Annotated in this window: 17 protein-coding genes and 7 tRNA genes; 10 read left to right on the top strand and 14 right to left on the bottom strand. The window is 70.2% G+C overall.

The genetic code is table 11. The annotated features are described in order from the left end of the window. Positions 1 to 89: 89 nt before the first annotated feature. The gene (locus tag ITP53_RS31960) at positions 90 to 587 is read right to left on the bottom strand and encodes an ArsI/CadI family heavy metal resistance metalloenzyme (RefSeq protein ID WP_195899178.1); all 498 of its coding nucleotides are present in this window, start codon (positions 585 to 587) and stop codon (positions 90 to 92) included. 77 nt (positions 588 to 664) lie between these two features. On the opposite strand from ITP53_RS31960, the gene ITP53_RS31955 reads away from it, so the two are divergent. From ITP53_RS31955 to ITP53_RS31930, 6 genes are all read left to right on the top strand, one after another. Continuing rightward, a complete protein-coding gene (locus ITP53_RS31955; protein WP_195899177.1) occupies positions 665 to 1,048 on the top strand; it encodes an ArsR/SmtB family transcription factor in 384 nt (127 codons plus the stop codon). Further along, positions 1,045 to 1,785 carry an aquaporin gene (locus ITP53_RS31950; protein ID WP_207756677.1) on the top strand — a complete coding sequence of 247 codons (741 nt, stop codon included), beginning with the start codon at positions 1,045 to 1,047 and terminating at the stop codon, positions 1,783 to 1,785. Before ITP53_RS31955 ends, ITP53_RS31950 begins: the two co-directional genes overlap by 4 nt. A 26-nt stretch (positions 1,786 to 1,811) precedes the next feature. Continuing rightward, entirely contained in the window at positions 1,812 to 2,228 is a 417-nt protein-coding gene (locus ITP53_RS31945) for an arsenate reductase ArsC (RefSeq protein WP_195899198.1), read from the top strand. Continuing rightward, entirely contained in the window at positions 2,225 to 2,749 is a 525-nt protein-coding gene (locus ITP53_RS31940) for a GNAT family N-acetyltransferase (protein ID WP_328816400.1), read from the top strand. The genes ITP53_RS31945 and ITP53_RS31940 overlap by 4 nt, the downstream gene beginning before the upstream one ends. Before the next feature lie 96 nt (positions 2,750 to 2,845). Then, complete coding sequence (locus ITP53_RS31935; protein ID WP_195899176.1) at positions 2,846 to 3,202, top strand: ArsR/SmtB family transcription factor; 357 nt, start codon at positions 2,846 to 2,848, stop codon at positions 3,200 to 3,202. Beyond that, on the top strand, positions 3,199 to 3,981 hold the full coding sequence (locus ITP53_RS31930) for a methyltransferase domain-containing protein (protein ID WP_195899175.1): 783 nt from the start codon (positions 3,199 to 3,201) through the stop codon (positions 3,979 to 3,981). Before ITP53_RS31935 ends, ITP53_RS31930 begins: the two co-directional genes overlap by 4 nt. A gap of 115 nt (positions 3,982 to 4,096) precedes the next feature. Here ITP53_RS31930 and ITP53_RS31925 read toward each other — a convergent pair whose 3' ends face one another. Then, positions 4,097 to 5,017: an RNA polymerase sigma-70 factor gene (locus ITP53_RS31925; RefSeq protein ID WP_195899174.1), complete on the bottom strand. Its 921-nt coding sequence runs from the start codon at positions 5,015 to 5,017 to the stop codon at positions 4,097 to 4,099. 200 nt (positions 5,018 to 5,217) lie between these two features. On the opposite strand from ITP53_RS31925, the gene ITP53_RS31920 reads away from it, so the two are divergent. Continuing rightward, positions 5,218 to 5,961: an SDR family NAD(P)-dependent oxidoreductase gene (locus ITP53_RS31920; RefSeq protein WP_195899173.1), complete on the top strand. Its 744-nt coding sequence runs from the start codon at positions 5,218 to 5,220 to the stop codon at positions 5,959 to 5,961. 116 nt (positions 5,962 to 6,077) lie between these two features. Here the strand turns inward: ITP53_RS31920 and ITP53_RS31915 are convergent, their stop codons facing one another. The 12 genes from ITP53_RS31915 to ITP53_RS31860 all read right to left on the bottom strand — a co-directional run bounded on the left by ITP53_RS31915 (position 6,078) and on the right by ITP53_RS31860 (position 12,208). Next, positions 6,078 to 6,368 carry a DUF6204 family protein gene (locus ITP53_RS31915; protein WP_328816414.1) on the bottom strand — a complete coding sequence of 97 codons (291 nt, stop codon included), beginning with the start codon at positions 6,366 to 6,368 and terminating at the stop codon, positions 6,078 to 6,080. Between the two features lie 12 nt (positions 6,369 to 6,380). After that, positions 6,381 to 7,019, bottom strand: coding sequence for a TetR/AcrR family transcriptional regulator (locus ITP53_RS31910; protein WP_195899171.1), 639 nt, complete (start codon positions 7,017 to 7,019; stop codon positions 6,381 to 6,383). Positions 7,020 to 7,207: 188 nt separating this feature from the next. Next, the gene (ligA, locus tag ITP53_RS31905; RefSeq protein WP_195899170.1) at positions 7,208 to 9,307 is read right to left on the bottom strand and encodes an NAD-dependent DNA ligase LigA; all 2,100 of its coding nucleotides are present in this window, start codon (positions 9,305 to 9,307) and stop codon (positions 7,208 to 7,210) included. A gap of 40 nt (positions 9,308 to 9,347) precedes the next feature. Next, positions 9,348 to 10,166 carry a nitroreductase/quinone reductase family protein gene (locus tag ITP53_RS31900; RefSeq protein WP_195899169.1) on the bottom strand — a complete coding sequence of 273 codons (819 nt, stop codon included), beginning with the start codon at positions 10,164 to 10,166 and terminating at the stop codon, positions 9,348 to 9,350. Positions 10,167 to 10,444: 278 nt separating this feature from the next. Next, positions 10,445 to 10,515, bottom strand: a tRNA-Cys gene (locus ITP53_RS31895). A 37-nt stretch (positions 10,516 to 10,552) separates the two neighbouring features. Beyond that, positions 10,553 to 10,633, bottom strand: a tRNA-Tyr gene (locus ITP53_RS31890). A 14-nt stretch (positions 10,634 to 10,647) separates the two neighbouring features. Next, a tRNA-Val gene (locus tag ITP53_RS31885) sits at positions 10,648 to 10,721 on the bottom strand. Positions 10,722 to 10,735: 14 nt separating this feature from the next. Beyond that, positions 10,736 to 10,811, bottom strand: a tRNA-Arg gene (locus ITP53_RS31880). A 15-nt stretch (positions 10,812 to 10,826) separates the two neighbouring features. After that, positions 10,827 to 10,899 (bottom strand) — tRNA-Glu (locus ITP53_RS31875). Positions 10,900 to 10,919: 20 nt separating this feature from the next. Then, positions 10,920 to 10,992, bottom strand: a tRNA-Leu gene (locus tag ITP53_RS31870). A gap of 30 nt (positions 10,993 to 11,022) precedes the next feature. Further along, positions 11,023 to 11,093, bottom strand: a tRNA-Ala gene (locus tag ITP53_RS31865). Positions 11,094 to 11,392: 299 nt separating this feature from the next. Next, positions 11,393 to 12,208, bottom strand: a complete 816-nt coding sequence (locus ITP53_RS31860; protein ID WP_195899168.1) for an SDR family NAD(P)-dependent oxidoreductase — start codon at positions 12,206 to 12,208, stop codon at positions 11,393 to 11,395. Between the two features lie 119 nt (positions 12,209 to 12,327). Here ITP53_RS31860 and ITP53_RS31855 point away from each other — a divergent pair, with 119 nt between their 5' ends. From ITP53_RS31855 to ITP53_RS31845, 3 genes are read left to right on the top strand one after another with little or no spacing between them, the layout of a single operon-like run. Beyond that, a complete protein-coding gene (locus ITP53_RS31855; RefSeq protein WP_195899167.1) occupies positions 12,328 to 12,921 on the top strand; it encodes a TetR/AcrR family transcriptional regulator in 594 nt (197 codons plus the stop codon). Between the two features lie 47 nt (positions 12,922 to 12,968). Further along, positions 12,969 to 13,769 (top strand): MerR family transcriptional regulator, encoded by an 801-nt coding sequence (locus tag ITP53_RS31850; protein WP_195899166.1) that lies wholly within the window; start codon positions 12,969 to 12,971, stop codon positions 13,767 to 13,769. 39 nt (positions 13,770 to 13,808) lie between these two features. Then, entirely contained in the window at positions 13,809 to 14,078 is a 270-nt protein-coding gene (locus tag ITP53_RS31845) for a class I SAM-dependent methyltransferase (RefSeq protein WP_195899165.1), read from the top strand. Positions 14,079 to 14,201 lie beyond the last annotated feature (123 nt).

Below are 14,201 nucleotides of genomic sequence, written 5' to 3'. Positions count from 1 at the left end.
GCAATGGTGGACAAACGCATTTGGACGGCACCGGGGCGTTGGAAACCGCCGTCGCCGGGCGCGTACGGGCCGGCAGGGCGGGGATCTCTTCAGCAGCAGGCCGACGTCCGGGCCTGCCCGGCGCCCTGGGTGGCCTCGGCCAGGTCCTGCTCCGCGGTCGCTTCGCCCGTCGCCCCCGCCGTGGCGCAGCAGACGGAGCCGGCCTGCTTGGTCAGGGTGTCGGCGTCGGCCTTGACCACGTACACCTCCCACGGTTCGGCGCCCGGGCCGTGCACCCACACCTTGTCCTGGACGGCGTAGCAGCAGGAGGTGTCGTTCTCCTCGAACGTGGCAAGCCCGGCGTCCTTGAGCCGCTGGGTCGCGGCGGTCACCTGAGCGGTGTCCTCGACCTCGACCCCCAGGTGGTCCATGCGGGTGTCCTCACCCTCCTCGCCCTCGATGAGCACCAGCTTGAGCGGGGGCTCGGCGATGGCGAAGTTGGCGTAGCCGGGCCTCAGCTTGGCCGGTTCGGTGCCGAACAGCTTGGAGTAGAAGGTGATCGAGCTCTCCAGGTCGGCGACGCGGAGGGCGAGCTGGACGCGTGACATGACGATCCTTTGCTTCGATGGATGTCTAAGCAGTTCCGAGTTTGCACTCCTGCTTAGGAATCTGTCAAATTAGAGTTATGTCGAAGCAGGAGCTGCCGGTGCTCACCTCCGGATGCTGCGCACCGCTGGTCGCCGAGCCGGTTGGTGAGGACGAGGCCGCCGAGTTGGCGCGGGTCTTCAAGGCGCTGGGCGACCCGATCCGACTGCGGCTGCTGTCGCTGATCGGCGCGCACGAGGGCGGGCGCGTGCCCGGCGACGGGGTGTGCGTGTGCGAGCTGACCGGCGCGTTCGCGGTGACCGCGCCGACGATCTCGCACCACTTGAAGGTGCTGCGCGAGGCCGGGCTGATCGACAGCCAGCGGCGTGGCACCTGGGTCTACTACTGGATCGTCCCGGCCACGCTCAAGCGCCTGACCGGCGTCCTCGCCGTGCCCGAGACGCTCACCGGGGACGCCCGGTGAGCGTGGCTCGCCGGGCGCTGGCCGAGTTCGCCGGCACCGCCGCTCTGGTGGCCGTGGTGGTGGGCTCCGGCATCATGGCGGCCGACCTGTCGCGTGACGTCGGCGTGCAACTGCTGGCCAACAGCCTGGCCACCGCGGCGGGCCTGGCCGTGCTCATCATGGTCTTCGCGCCCGTGTCCGGCGCCCACTTCAACCCGGTCGTCTCCCTGGTGGCCTGGCTGCTGGCCCGCCGCGATGCGGTCCCCGCGATGCGCGGCCGCGATCTGGCCGCCTACCTGCCCGCGCAGGCCGCCGGTGCCATCGCGGGAGCGGTGCTGGCGAACGCGATGTTCGCGCTGCCGATCGTCCAGGTTTCGTCCCGGGACCGGTCGGCGCCGCATCTGCTGCTGGGTGAGGTGGTGGCCACCGCCGGACTCATCGTGGTGGTCTTCGCGTTGGCTCGGCAAGGCCGGGCAGCGCCGGCGCCGGTGGCGGTCGGCGGCTACATCGGCGCCGCGTACTGGTTCACCTCCAGTACGAGCTTCGCCAACCCCGCGGTCACGCTCGGTCGGGCCGTCACCGACACCTTCGCCGGGATCGCGCCCGCCTCGGTGCCCGGCTTCGTCGCCGCCCAGGTGGCCGGTGGCGCGCTCGGCGGTCTGCTGCTGGCCGTGCTCTACCCGAACGCCGCGCAGCTCGGGGCGGGGGCCGCTCCTGAGCTCGTACGCCAGACATCCGCCGCTGACCTGCCTCGATAGGAGGAACGGTGTCCGACCAGCCCGACATGCCGCAGGTGTTGTTCGTGTGCGTGCACAACGCCGGCCGCTCCCAGATGGCCGCCGCCTTCCTCACCCACCTGGCAGGCGACCGCGTCCGCGTGCGCTCAGCCGGATCCGCACCCGCCGATCAGGTGAACCCGGCTGTCGTGGAGGCGATGGCCGAGGTCGGCATCGACATCACGGGCGAGATCCCCAAGGTGCTCACCGCCGACGCCGTCCAGGCCGGCGACGTGGTCATCACCATGGGCTGCGGTGACGCATGCCCCATCTTCCCCGGCAAACGCTACGAGGACTGGGTGCTGGACGACCCGGCCGGGCGCGGCGTCGAAGCCGTGCGGCCGATCAGAAACGCGATCGAGGCCCGTGTACGCGCACTGATCGCCGACCTCACCGCCGCTCCCGCGGACGGAGTGAGCAGGTGAGCCTCACCGTGAACCCCCGCGAGTCGCTGATCCAGCCCATGCGCGACGAGCACGCCGACCAGGTACTGGCCATCTACCAGTGGGGTATCGACGAAGGCCAGGCCACCTTCGAGACCACCGCCCCCGCCTGGCCGCAGTTCGACGCGGCCAGGCTGCCCGGCCACCGGCAGGTCGCCCTCGGTCCCCTCGATGGCGCATCCGGCCGGGTGCTCGGCTGGATCGCCGCATCGGCCGTCTCGGCGCGCAGCGCGTACGCCGGGGTGGTCGAGCATTCGGTCTACGTGCACCCCGCGGCCCGCCGCCGCGGCGGCGGCCTCGCCCTGCTCCGCGCCCTGATCGCCTCCACCGAAGCGGCCGGCGTCTGGACCATCCAGTCCGGAATCTTCCCCGAGAACACCGCCAGCCTGGCCCTGCACACCCGCGCCGGGTTCCGGACGATCGGCGTACGCGAGCGCATCGGCCGCCATCACGGCAGCTGGCGCGACGTCGTGGTCGAACGCCGCAGCCCCGTCATCACCTGAAGCCCGCTCTCAGCCCCAGGCAACCCCATCGCGGTCTCCATCGCATCGGCTGAGGCCCTTCCCCGGCCATCATTCATCGTCTATCGTCGATAAACGATGAATGGGGAGAAAGGGCCGCTCGACCGGCCCACCGCCGCCGAGTACGCCTCCTGGTTCAAGGCCCTGGCCGACGCCACCCGCGTGCAGATCGTCTCGCTGCTGGCCCGCCGCGGCGCGCCGATGAGCGTCGGTGAGATCGTCGAGGCCGTCGAGGTAGGCCAGTCCACCGTCTCGGCCCACCTCAAGGTCCTGTCCGAGGTGCGGTTCGTGCTGGTCGACCGGGTCGGCACCTCGGCCTTCTACCGGATCAACGCCGCCTGCGTGGAGCGCTTCCCCAGCGCCGCCGACCTCGTCATGGGCCGCCCGGCCCCCACCCCGCCGACCTGCACACCCCCGTCAGGAGATCCCCGATGAGCGAGCCCGCTGGCCCTGCCGCCACCCGGGAGGCCACTGTCCGGCGCTACTCACACCTGGCCCAGGTTGCCGCCGCCGGCGGCACCCCGCTGGACTGCGAGGCCAATGCCCTCACCGACGGCTGTTTCGGCGCCGCCGCCTACACCGAAGGCGACACCCCCACCGTGCCGGAGGCCGCGTCGCGCGCCAGTCTCGGCTGCGGCAACCCGCTCGCCGTCGCCGACCTACGCCCCGGCGAGACGGTCCTGGACCTCGGCTCCGGCGGCGGCATGGACGTGCTGCTGTCGGCTCGCCGCGTCGGTCCCACCGGCCACGCCTACGGCCTGGACGGCAGCCACGACATGCTCGCCCTGGCCCGCGCCAACGCCGCGCAAGCCGGAGCGAGCAACGTGGAGTTCCTGCACGGCCACATCGAGGCCATCCCGCTGCCCGCGGCCGCCGTCGACATCGTCATCTCCAACTGCGTCATCAACCTCTCCACCGACAAAACCGCCGTGCTGGCCGAGGCATTCCGCGTCCTGAGGCGCGGCGGACGCGTGGGTATCAGCGACGTCATCGCCGACGACGGCCTGGACCCGGCCGCCCGCGCAGCCGCCGAGCAGCGCGTCGGCTGCGCCAATGGCACCCTGACCGCCGGCGAGTACGAGCAGCTGCTGCGGACGGTCGGCTTCACCGGCATCCACATCATGCCCACCACCGACGCCGGCGGCGGCCTGCACTCGGCCATCGTGCAGGCGACCAAGCCGGGGACCGCCCCGGCGTCACCAGGGAGCATCTGACCCGCGCCTGCGCACGCCGGCGTCACGGCGGTCACGCCGTGGCGAGCACCAGGTAGACGCCGGTCACCGAGGGGTGCCGGGCCTTGGTCTTTGGCGTTGATCGCGGCTCTGCGTGTCATGTCGGTCGCCGGCGGGCCTGGTTCTTTTCGCGGATGACCGCGCGGGCGTCTGCGACGGGGCCCAGGTGCCCGAGCTTGTCCGGATTGATCACCGAGCGGATGGTCTGGATGCGTCCGTCGAGGATGTCGAGCGTCCAGGTGTTGATGATCCTGCCATCGCGGTCGCGGAGGATCGCGCCCGGCTGACCGTTCACCTCGTGTGCTTCAAGCACGCCTCCGATCTGGGAGAGCGGAGGCACGGCGGCGGCCAGCACCCGGACGACCTTCTCGATGCCGTGGACGCGACCCTTGCCCCCGATCTTGCCGCCGCCGTCGCTGACCAACTGAGCGTCGGCGGCGAGGAGCTCGCGCAGCCCGTCGACGTCCCCTTTCCTGAGGGCGTCGAAGAATCGCTCGGCGAGTTCGGCGTGCTTTCCCCGGTCGGTCACGAACCGGGGCCGGCCATCCTGCATGTGGCGGCGTGCCCGTGACGCGAGCTGGCGGCATGCCGCCTCCGAGCGGCCCACCGCCGAGGCGACGTCCGCGAAGTCGAACCTGAACACCTCCCGGAGCACGAAGACGGCGCGTTCGAGCGGGCTGAGCCGCTCCAGCAGCAGTAGCGCCGCCATCGACACCGAGTCGGCCAGTTCCGCGGAGCGTTCCGGGTCCTGGTAGGGGTCGGTGAGCAGCGGTTCGGGGAACCACGGCCCGACGTACTCCTCCCGGCGAACCCGGGCGGAGCGCAGCACGTCGATCGAGATCCTGGTGACCGTCGCCGAGAGGAAGGCCTTGGTGGATCGCGGTTGCGTCGAGGTCGCCGCGTAGCGCAGCCAGGCCTCCTGGACGGCGTCCTCGGCCTCGGCCACGCTGCCCAAGATCCGGTAAGAGATCGAGAACAACAGCGGTCGCAGTTCCTCGAATTCCTTGTCTCGCGTCATCCCAGCCCATCCTTGAAGCCCTGACACCACGATGGGTGGCGCAGGTCCCAGATCCCATACACGAGACGAGAAGGCCGGCCGATTCGTGACATCGCAACCATGGAAAGTGGTCGGTACCAGCCACCGGCCCGCAACGGACTCCCGGTGGTGAGGTCGGTCACACGTGTCACAGCCGAGTGCGGCAAATCGTCTTTGAGGGCATGACGAACTCGGAAAAGACCTCGGTGCTGATCACCGGTGGCAACAAGGGACTCGGTCTTGAGGCGGCCCGGCGGCTCGGCGAACAGGGCTGGACGATCTTTCTCGGCTCGCGTGACGAAGGTCGAGGACGGGCAGCCGCCGGCATGCTGGCTGAGGGTGGCGCGAACGTGGTCATGGTCCCGCTGGACGTGACCTCGGACGAGTCGGTGACCGACGCCGTACGGCTCGTAAGGAAGCACACCGACCGGCTCGATGTGCTGATCAACAACGCCGGCGCGCCAGGAAGGGGTATGGCGCCCGCGGACGCGACGGCCGACGAAATTCATTCCGTCTACGACACCAACGTGTACGGGCCGATCAGGGTCACGCATGCGTTCCTACCCCTGCTGCAGGCGGCGGATCATCCGCGGGTGGTGATGGTGTCCAGCGGTGGCGGTTCCTTCACGGTCGTGACCGATCCAGAGCAGCCCTTCTCGAAGTTCCACGAGCTCGCCCACAGCTCCTCGAAAGCGGCGCTGAACATGATCACCGTCCGGTACGCCCAGGCGCTCCCGAAGATCAAGTTCAATGTCGCCACTCCCGGAGAAGTCGCCAATCGCAAATTCGCCGCCACCGACATCAACAATCACACCGGCGAGCTGACCGTCACCGAGGGCACCGACTCGATCGTGAAACTCGCGATGATCGACGCCGATGGGCCGACCGGGACCTTCATCGATCGCCTCGGCCCCGTCGCGTGGTGATCACCGCCCAACCGGCCTGCGGTCGACGCCGCAGGCCGGCAAGGGCCGAGGTGCCGGGGCCCCGGTACTGACTTTCAACGACCGGAAGTTCGGCGCGGCCAGCCTCATGCCGCGGTTCAGCCGGATTTGGGAAGTTTTCTCCGGATCTTGATTTCCCGCATGTCCGTCACTGCGATCTTCAGGATCTCGTACGCGTGCCCGTGGGCCTCCAGCGCGGCCATCGCCTCCAGGCCGGCCTCGTCCTCCCCGTCGTCAGGCCCGGCGGGCACCTCGCAGCGGAACGTGAACGCCGACACGCTCTGGTCGTGGGTGAACGTCCCGGCCTCGGTGAAGGCGGTGCCCCCCGCCGCCAGCACGGCGGCCCGCCCGGCCGCGTCCAGCCCCTTGAACTTGCCCCTGATCGTCACCCTGAACAACGGTCAATCCTTTCGTACGGCATAGGTGAGGACGCGCTCGCCCAGCAGGCTTTCCACGACGTCCAGCAGTTCCAGCACGGCCTCGGCGATCGCGTCGGGGCGCTCACCCGACGCCGTGCGGCGGGCGATCTCGGCCAGGACCAGCGCGTGCAGGGACCCGATGTGCCAGGCCACCACCCGCGGCAGCGGGTCGCCCTCGGCGGCCCCGGTCTCCTCGGCCAGTACGGCGGCCAGCGCGTCGGTCATCTGGTGGCCGAGCCCCTCCAGTCGCGCGGTGAGCGTGGGAGCGGCCATCATCATCTCCAGCACGCGCCCGAACCCCGCGCTCAGCCCCACCCGGCGCTCCCGCCCGCGCACCTCCTCGCGCAACCGCGCCAGCACCGCGCCCGCCGCCGACTGGCCCGGCGGCCGGTCGCGCACCATGCCGGCCAGCCGCTGCGGCGAGGCCTCCTCGGGCGGCAGGACCAGGTCCTCCTTGGCCTCGAAGTAGTTGTAGACGGTGTTCACCGACACCTCGGCGGCCGCCGCGACCTCGGCGATCGTGACCCGCTCGAACCCGCGCTCCACGAACAGGCCGATGGCCACCTCGGAGATGCGCCGGCGGGTCTGCCGCTTCTTCCGCTCCCGCAGCCCTTCGGTCATAATCTGTAGCCTACTGCAAAATTGCAGTGCACTTCAGTATTGTGGGCTCAGCAGAGCTCACGTCAGCATGCGCCGGCTGATCCCTTCGACCGCCCGCTCCAACTGGGTGAACCTGCGCGGCCGACCCCGGCCAACCGGCTGTGATCCACGATGAGGACCGACCGCACTCGCGGGCCACCGTCCGGCGCCTACAAGGGCGTCACGGCGGTCGCGATGCCCTGGGGGAGGAAGTCGACGACCTGGGTGGCGAACTCCTCCGGGGTGATGATCCGCACGCCCAGGCTCTCGGCCTTGGCCCGCTTGGAGCCGGCCTTCTCCCCCGCCACCAGCAGCGAGGTCTTGGCCGACACGCTGGAGGACGCCTTGCCACCCGCTCGTTCGATCAACTCGTTGACCTCGTTGCGCGACAGCTGCGCCAGCGGCCCGGTCATCGCGCCGGTGACCACCACCGACATCGAGGCCAGCGGCAGCTCGGCCTCCTCGGCCGGCGCCTCCTCCGTGGGTGAGGCGGCGCCGGGCTCGGTCATGTTGACCCCGGCCTTGACCAGCTTGTCGATGAGCAGGGCCACCTCGATCAGCTCGGACACCACGACCGGCGCCTTCTCCGGCCCCATGCCCTCCACCTGCTGGATCGCCTCGGCGTCTGCCGCCCGGATGGCGTCCATCGTGGCGAAGTGGCGGGCGATGCGCCGGCTCATCGACCGGCCGGTGCCGCGCACCCCGAGCGCCGCGAACACCCTGCTGAGCGGCCTGGACTTGGCCTGCTCGAGCGCCGCGAGCAGATTGTCGGTGCTGGTCTCGCCCATCCGCTCCAGCCCCAGCAACTGCTCGCGGGTCAGGAAGAAGAGGTCGGCGAAGTCGATGATCAGCCCCGCGTCGAGCAACTGCTTGATCCGGTTCTCGGCCAGACCTTCGATGTCGAGCTGGTCACGGCCGACCGCGTACGTGATGGACGCGATCGCGCGGCAGGCGCGGCCCCGCACGCACCGCCAGCGCTCCTGCGAGGTGTCGATCGCGTCGCCGCAGGACGGGCAGACCCGCGGGATCTCGATCGGCTTCTCGTCGCCGGTGCGCAGGTGGACGACCGGTGCCGCCACCCTGGGGATCACGTCGCCCGCCTTGTAGACGGTCACGCTGTCACCGAGCATCAGCCCCCGGCGGGTGATGTCGGCGACGTTGTGCAGGGTGGCGTAGGTGACGGTGCTGCCGTCCAGCTCGACCGGCTCCAGCACGGCGCGCGGCGCGATCACCCCGGTGCGGCCGGTGTTCCACTCCACGGCGAGCAGACGGGTGACCTTCTCGACGGGTGGCAGCTTGTACGCCACGGCCCATCGGGGCGCACGGGAGCTGAACCCGGCCTCGGCCTGATCGGAGGCCAGGTCGCACTTGATCACGATGCCGTCGATGCCGAACGGCAGGTCGGCACGGACCGCGGCGATCTCCCCGACCCGCTCCCGCACCCGGTCGAGGGTCTCGGCGACGATGCCGGCGACGGGCGTGGCGGCGGTGGTCCGCACGCCTTGCGCGGCGACCCAGTCCATGATCTCGCTGTGCGGCAGCTCCCGCAGGCGCTCGGCCAGCTCGGAGGTGTCCTCGGGCGAGGGGACCACGCCGTAGCCGAAGAACGTCAGCTCGCAGACGTAGGGCCGATCCTGCGCGCGTAACGTGCCCGCCGCCGCGCTGCGCGGGTTGGCGAACGTGGTCCCGTCGTGCGCCTGGCGCTTGGCGCAGGCGTCCTCGAACTGCGAGGCGGTCATCATGACCTCGCCGCGCAGCTCCACCGTGACCGGGCCGGCCAGCCGGTCGGGCAGGCCGGCGATGGTGCCGATGGCGTGGGAGACGTCCTCTCCCGCCGTGCCGTCGCCGCGTGTGACGAGCTGGGCCAGGCGGCCGTGGCGGTAGCGGGCCGAGATCGCCAGCCCGTCGAGCTTGGGCTCCACGCTCCAGGCCGTGACCGGGCGGCCGATCCTGCGCTCCAGCGCGGCCGCCCAGTCGGCGAGCTGCTCGTCGCCGAAGACGTTGTCGAGGCTGAGCATCGGCACCGTGTGCGGCACGTCGCCCACCACGGCCCCGCCGGCCACCTTGCCCGTCGGCGAAGCCGGCAGCACCTCACCCGGATGGGCCGCCTCGTAGGCGGCGATGCCGCGGACCAGCCGGTCGTAGGCGTCGTCGTCGAGCGTGGAGGTGCCGTCGGCGTAGTAGGCCGCGGCGGAGTCGACCGCCAGCCGGACGGCATCGGCGTAGGCCGTGGAGCCGGCCAGGGTCGTGATGGGGGGTGCTTCGTTCATGGCCGCATCATGCCCGTGGGCACCGACAGTTTGGCGCGGGTCAGTTCAGCAGCGGGATGAGCTGCTCCTCCTCGTAGTCCAGGTGGGTCTCGAGCTCGCGGGTGAGCCGGTCGACCTCGGCCGCGAGCGTCTCCGGAGCGACGTCGTCGCCGGCCAGGAGGGCCTGGAGCCGTTCGAGCAGTCGCTGGATGGCCACGTGCTCGGCGCGCAGGCGTTCCATGGCGGAGGCGAGCTCCGGGTAGCGGCCCTCCAGCGCGGGGAACATGTACGCGTCCTCGTTGGAATGGTGCACGTGCAGGCCCTGGCACATGGTCAGGCAGTTGACCCGCAGCTGCGCGGCCAGACGCGGACCCGAGGCGGTGACCTCCGTGCGGATCAGGGCCAGCTCCCTGCGGAAGGCGTCGTGCAGGTTCTTCAGCGCGTCGCCCATCGGGCCGGCGGGCGGGCCCGCGTCGATCGGGAGGAGCGCCACGACCGGCAGGACGCGGCCCGACCTGCTCTGGTAGTCGCCCCATCCGGGGTCGGACTCGACGGCGCGGGCGAACATGCGCTCGCGCTCCGCACCCTCCAGGACGATCGCCTTGGCCTGATAGGTGAAGACGCCGTCCTCGACGGTGACCTGCGGGTTGGCGAGCAGGTTGTGGTACCAGGCCGGGTGCCTGGGGGCGCCTCCGGCCGAGGCGATGATCAGGATGCGGTCGCCGTCGGGCAGGTAGCCGAGCGGCGTCGTGTGGGAGGCGCCCGTTCTGGCCCCGGTGGTGGTCAGAAGGAGCAGCCTGGCGGCCTCGAAGGGGGCGCCGACCTGCCCCCGGTTGGCGCGGAAGCGTTCGGTGATCTGCTGGTTGAAGTCCATGGGCATGCTGGTGTTCACTCCTGGCGGGAAAAATGGCATGGGAAACCCGCACGGCATGCCGAGGCGAACGGGTTTGCTACACCGCCGAGGGCATGGGACGACGCGCGGGGGTCAGGTGCTCAGGCACGACCGATGTATGTGGTCACGGCGTCATCCCCTTGGTTCGGCGCCTCCATGCCGCCGCCGTCCTCCGGGCGGCGTCACGCGACGCGACCGCCATTACACGTCCCCGCCGCGAAATCTGTCAAGCCGGTACGACCCCACAGAGGAACACCTGGATTTCGAGACGCGGGCGAGAGTCGAACTCGCTCGGCCAGGCTTTGCAGGCCTGTCTCCGCAACCGGCGAACCGCGCCAGGCCGTCCCGGCCCCCATTGATGTCGGGACGGTGAGTGCGCGAGGACGGAGTCGAACCGCCACAGCCGAAGCGTCCGGTTTACAGCCAGGTGGGCTCGCCACATGCCCAGCTCGCGCAGGCGTGAAAATCGTCGGCCCGGCAGGATTCGAACCTGCGCCGCCCGGTTTGTAAGACCGGCGCTCTGACCACCTGAGCTACAGGCCGTGCGAATAATCGAGCAGCCCCAGCAGGACTCGAACCTGCAACAGACCCGGCTTCGTAGGCCGGCGCTCTATCCCATTGAGCTATAGGGCTTGGAAATGACGGTCGTACCCCGTACCGGACTCGAACCGGCGATTTCCCGGGTGAAAGCCGGGCGTCCTGACCGCTGGACCAACGGGGCCGGAACCTCGTGCGAGGCCGTACGTCCGGCGGGATCCGAACCCGCACCGTCCGGCTCCTTAGGCCGGTGCCTCTCCCATTGGGCTACGGACGCTCGAAGAGGCCGGATACGGCCTCCGCCGCGTGGACCGACAGGATCTCGAAACCTGAACTCCTGCTTGCAAGGCAGGTGTGATGCCTTTTCACCATCAGCCCGTGAGGTGTTCCCCTGTGGAGTTGTCAAAGAGCAAAAGAAAAGGCCGCCGGGTGCGTCACCTGGCGGCCTCAGAACAGTCCTCGTCGAGGATCATCCCGGAGCCCGCCCGAACAGCACGCAGGCATACACCGCAGGTCGGTGATAAAGACGCTCTTCCTGCTCTGGTGCGGCGGCTGCGAAGCGCATGACTGGCCTTTCCTCGTTCGTTGCGGCGGGGCGGAGATCCGCCCTTTCGACGTGGTCAACGGTAACCGGGGGCTTTCCGGGATCGCCACTCATTTAATTCTACGACGCCGGTTCAGCCCGGCGCCTTGCGGCTCAGCCCCTCCCAGGCGCGGTATTCGGCGTGGCGGGCCTCGGCCATCTCCTGGACCAGGTCGTAGGAGGAACTGCCGACGATCAGCCGCCGGGGCGGGTCGGGCAGATCGACCAGTTCCATGATGACGGGCGCGGCCGTGCTCGGGGCGGGCCCCGCGTCCTCGCCCCATATCTCGGCCAGCCTGGCCCGCAGCGGGTCGTAGATCGGGTCCGGCCGCGTCGCGGTGGTGCCCCGCGTGAACAGGCCGGTGTCGTAGCCGCCCATCTGGAGGATGGTGACCTTGACGCCGAACGACTCGACCTCCATCGCCAGCGCCTCGCTGACCGAGTCGAGCGCCGCCTTGCCGGCCCCGTAGAAGCCGACCGAGGCGTAGCCGCCGCCCGAGCCCATCGACGTGACCTGCAGGATGTGGCCCGAGCCCTGCGCGCGCAGATGCGGGACGACGGCCTGGGCGACCCAGATCGCGCCGAAGAGGTTCACATCGAAATGGGCGCGGATCTGCTCCTCCGTGGCCTCCTCCACCATGCCGAGCAGCAGCACGCCGGCGTTGTTGACGACGATGTCGAGCCGGCCGAAGGCCGCCACCGCGCGGTCGACGACCGCGTGTACGGCGGCTCGGTCCGACACGTCGAGCGGCAGCCGTACGAGATTGTCCGGATATTTCTGGACCAGGTCCTCCAGCGGTGAGACGTCACGCGCGGCGGCCACCACCCGATCCCCCGCACCCAGCGCCGCCTCCGCGAACGCCCTGCCGAGCCCCCGGGACGCACCCGTGATGAACCACACCCTAGCCATGGCGGCTCCCCCTTCTTGGACGATCCTGAACGAGACGAGACGAGACGAGACGATACGTCTCGCAAGCCCCGCATGTCAAGACGAGCCGTCTCGTCTCGTAAGCCTGGTACAATCCCCGCATGCCCAAGCAGCCCGACCCCGCCCGCCGCAGCGAGCGGTCACGACAGGCCATCCTGGAAGCCGCCCGCGAGCTGATCTCCGAGGTCGGCTACGCCAGGCTGACGATCGAGGCCATCGCCGCGCGGGCCGGCGTGGGCAAGCAGACGATCTACCGGTGGTGGCCGTCCAAGGGCGCCGTGGTGTTCGACTCCTTCCTCGCGCTCAGCGAGTCTGGCCAGGATCGGAGCATGGCCCTGCCCGACACGGGCGACATCGAAGCCGATCTCAAGGTCGTCATGCGGGCGACGGTGGCCGAGTTCGCCGATCCGGTGTTCGAGGCGCCGATCAGGGCGCTCAACACCGAGATCATCAACGATCCCGCTCTCGCCGCGCAGTATCGCGAGAAGCTCGGCGATCCGGTCGACGAGGCCAAGAAGGCCCGCCTGCGCAGCGCTCAGCGGGCCGGCCAGATCGCCGCCGACGCCGACCTCGACTTGGCGCTTGAGGTGCTGTACGCCCCCCTCTACCAGCGCTGGCTGCACCGCTCCGGCCCCCTGACCGCCGAATACGCCGACGCCCTGGTGGACCTCACACTCAAGGCCCTCCGCCCATGACGGGGCCCCCTTGACCTTGACGTGACGTCAATGTCTTTACTGAGGGCATGCGAATCGGAGAGCTCGCCGCCCTGCTCGGCGTTTCCACCAGGACGGTGCGCTACTACCACCACCAGGGTGTCCTGCCTGAGCCGCCCCGCCTGGCCAACGGCTACCGCGAGTACGGCATGCGCGACGCCATCGCCCTGGGCCGCGTACGCCGCCTCGTCGGTCTCGGGCTGAGCCTGGACGAGGCCCGAGACGTGATCGCCGATGACCGGTCCAGGGAGTTGCCGGAGATCCTCGCCGAGATCGACGCCGACCTCGCCAGGCAGGAGCAGGAGATCAAGGTCAGGCGGGCGCGCCTGGCCGAGGTGCTGCGCAGGGCCGAGGACGGCACGCTGGGCCCGGACGACACCACCTCGCCCGACCTGCTGGCCTTCCTGCAGGTGGTCGGCCTGCCAGAGTCGAAGGCGGCGACCTGGGACCGCGAGCTGATGGTGCTGGTGGACGGCCTGGGCGAGGCGGCTCAGGAGCGTACGTTCGCGATGCTCGGCGGGCTGGCCGCCGACCCCGAGCTCGCCGGCCGCGGGCACGACTTCTACCGCAGGATCGACGAACTGGCCACGGCCGATCCCGGCGACCCCAGGGTCGCTCCCCTGGCCGCCTCGATCGCCGACTACAGCCTGCGCCACCTGCTGCCGCCTGCCGAGCCGGACGCGGCGGAACCGGCATGGGACGCCGGGGCGGTCGAGCCGTTCCTCGACGAGCTCGCCCCCGCCCAGGCGGAGGTCGTCCGGCAGGCCGTCCGCCTCATCTCCGCCGCCCGTGGCGGCCGCGATGTCCATGGGGGCGAAAGTGGTTCGTAGTGATGTCGTACGGCATGGCGCCGGGCTGAGGAGGAACCCGTGAATCACTGGGATGAGGCGGCGGATGGTTATGACGCGTACTTCGTTCCCCGCTTCGCCCCCTGGGTCTCCGGCGCGGTGCGGGCCATCGCGGCCGGCCCGCTTCCCCCCGGCCCGATCCTGGTGCCCTGCTGCGGAACCTTCCCCGAACTCGATGCGCTCCTCGCGCACTTCCCCGGCCGCGAACTCGTCGGCATTGACCTGTCGGCGGGCATGGTCGACCGCGCCCGCCGGCGGGCGGCCGGACGGCCTGGCGTCACCGTCGTCTAGTACTACATGCCTAGATCGCGTTCAGCGATCGTCCGGTTTCTCAGCGTGAGATGGCTGGGGTGTGTGACCGTATCGTCATGCCCCAGCCTCAGGAATACGCAGGCGCGGTGACAGCCGCGGATC

The sequence above is a fragment of the Nonomuraea cypriaca genome (genome assembly GCF_015645445.1).
GTDB classification, from domain to species: Bacteria; Actinomycetota; Actinomycetes; order Streptosporangiales; family Streptosporangiaceae; genus Nonomuraea; species Nonomuraea cypriaca.
Note: the sequence above shows the minus strand (reverse complement) of the source record. Positions and strands in the feature narration are given on the sequence as shown.

Coding starts and splice junctions, on each gene's coding strand:
- ITP53_RS31855 (WP_195899167.1), top strand. CDS start 12,328: ATGCCCAAGCAGCCCGACCCCGCCCGCCGCAGCGAGCGGTCACGACAG.
- ITP53_RS31935 (WP_195899176.1), top strand. CDS start 2,846: ATGAATGGGGAGAAAGGGCCGCTCGACCGGCCCACCGCCGCCGAGTAC.
- ITP53_RS31860 (WP_195899168.1), bottom strand. CDS start 12,208: ATGGCTAGGGTGTGGTTCATCACGGGTGCGTCCCGGGGGCTCGGCAGG.
- ligA (WP_195899170.1), bottom strand. CDS start 9,307: ATGAACGAAGCACCCCCCATCACGACCCTGGCCGGCTCCACGGCCTAC.
- ITP53_RS31945 (WP_195899198.1), top strand. CDS start 1,812: ATGCCGCAGGTGTTGTTCGTGTGCGTGCACAACGCCGGCCGCTCCCAG.
- ITP53_RS31920 (WP_195899173.1), top strand. CDS start 5,218: ATGACGAACTCGGAAAAGACCTCGGTGCTGATCACCGGTGGCAACAAG.
- ITP53_RS31900 (WP_195899169.1), bottom strand. CDS start 10,166: ATGCCCATGGACTTCAACCAGCAGATCACCGAACGCTTCCGCGCCAAC.
- ITP53_RS31850 (WP_195899166.1), top strand. CDS start 12,969: ATGCGAATCGGAGAGCTCGCCGCCCTGCTCGGCGTTTCCACCAGGACG.
- ITP53_RS31960 (WP_195899178.1), bottom strand. CDS start 587: ATGTCACGCGTCCAGCTCGCCCTCCGCGTCGCCGACCTGGAGAGCTCG.
- ITP53_RS31930 (WP_195899175.1), top strand. CDS start 3,199: ATGAGCGAGCCCGCTGGCCCTGCCGCCACCCGGGAGGCCACTGTCCGG.
- ITP53_RS31910 (WP_195899171.1), bottom strand. CDS start 7,019: ATGACCGAAGGGCTGCGGGAGCGGAAGAAGCGGCAGACCCGCCGGCGC.
- ITP53_RS31955 (WP_195899177.1), top strand. CDS start 665: ATGTCGAAGCAGGAGCTGCCGGTGCTCACCTCCGGATGCTGCGCACCG.
- ITP53_RS31925 (WP_195899174.1), bottom strand. CDS start 5,017: ATGACGCGAGACAAGGAATTCGAGGAACTGCGACCGCTGTTGTTCTCG.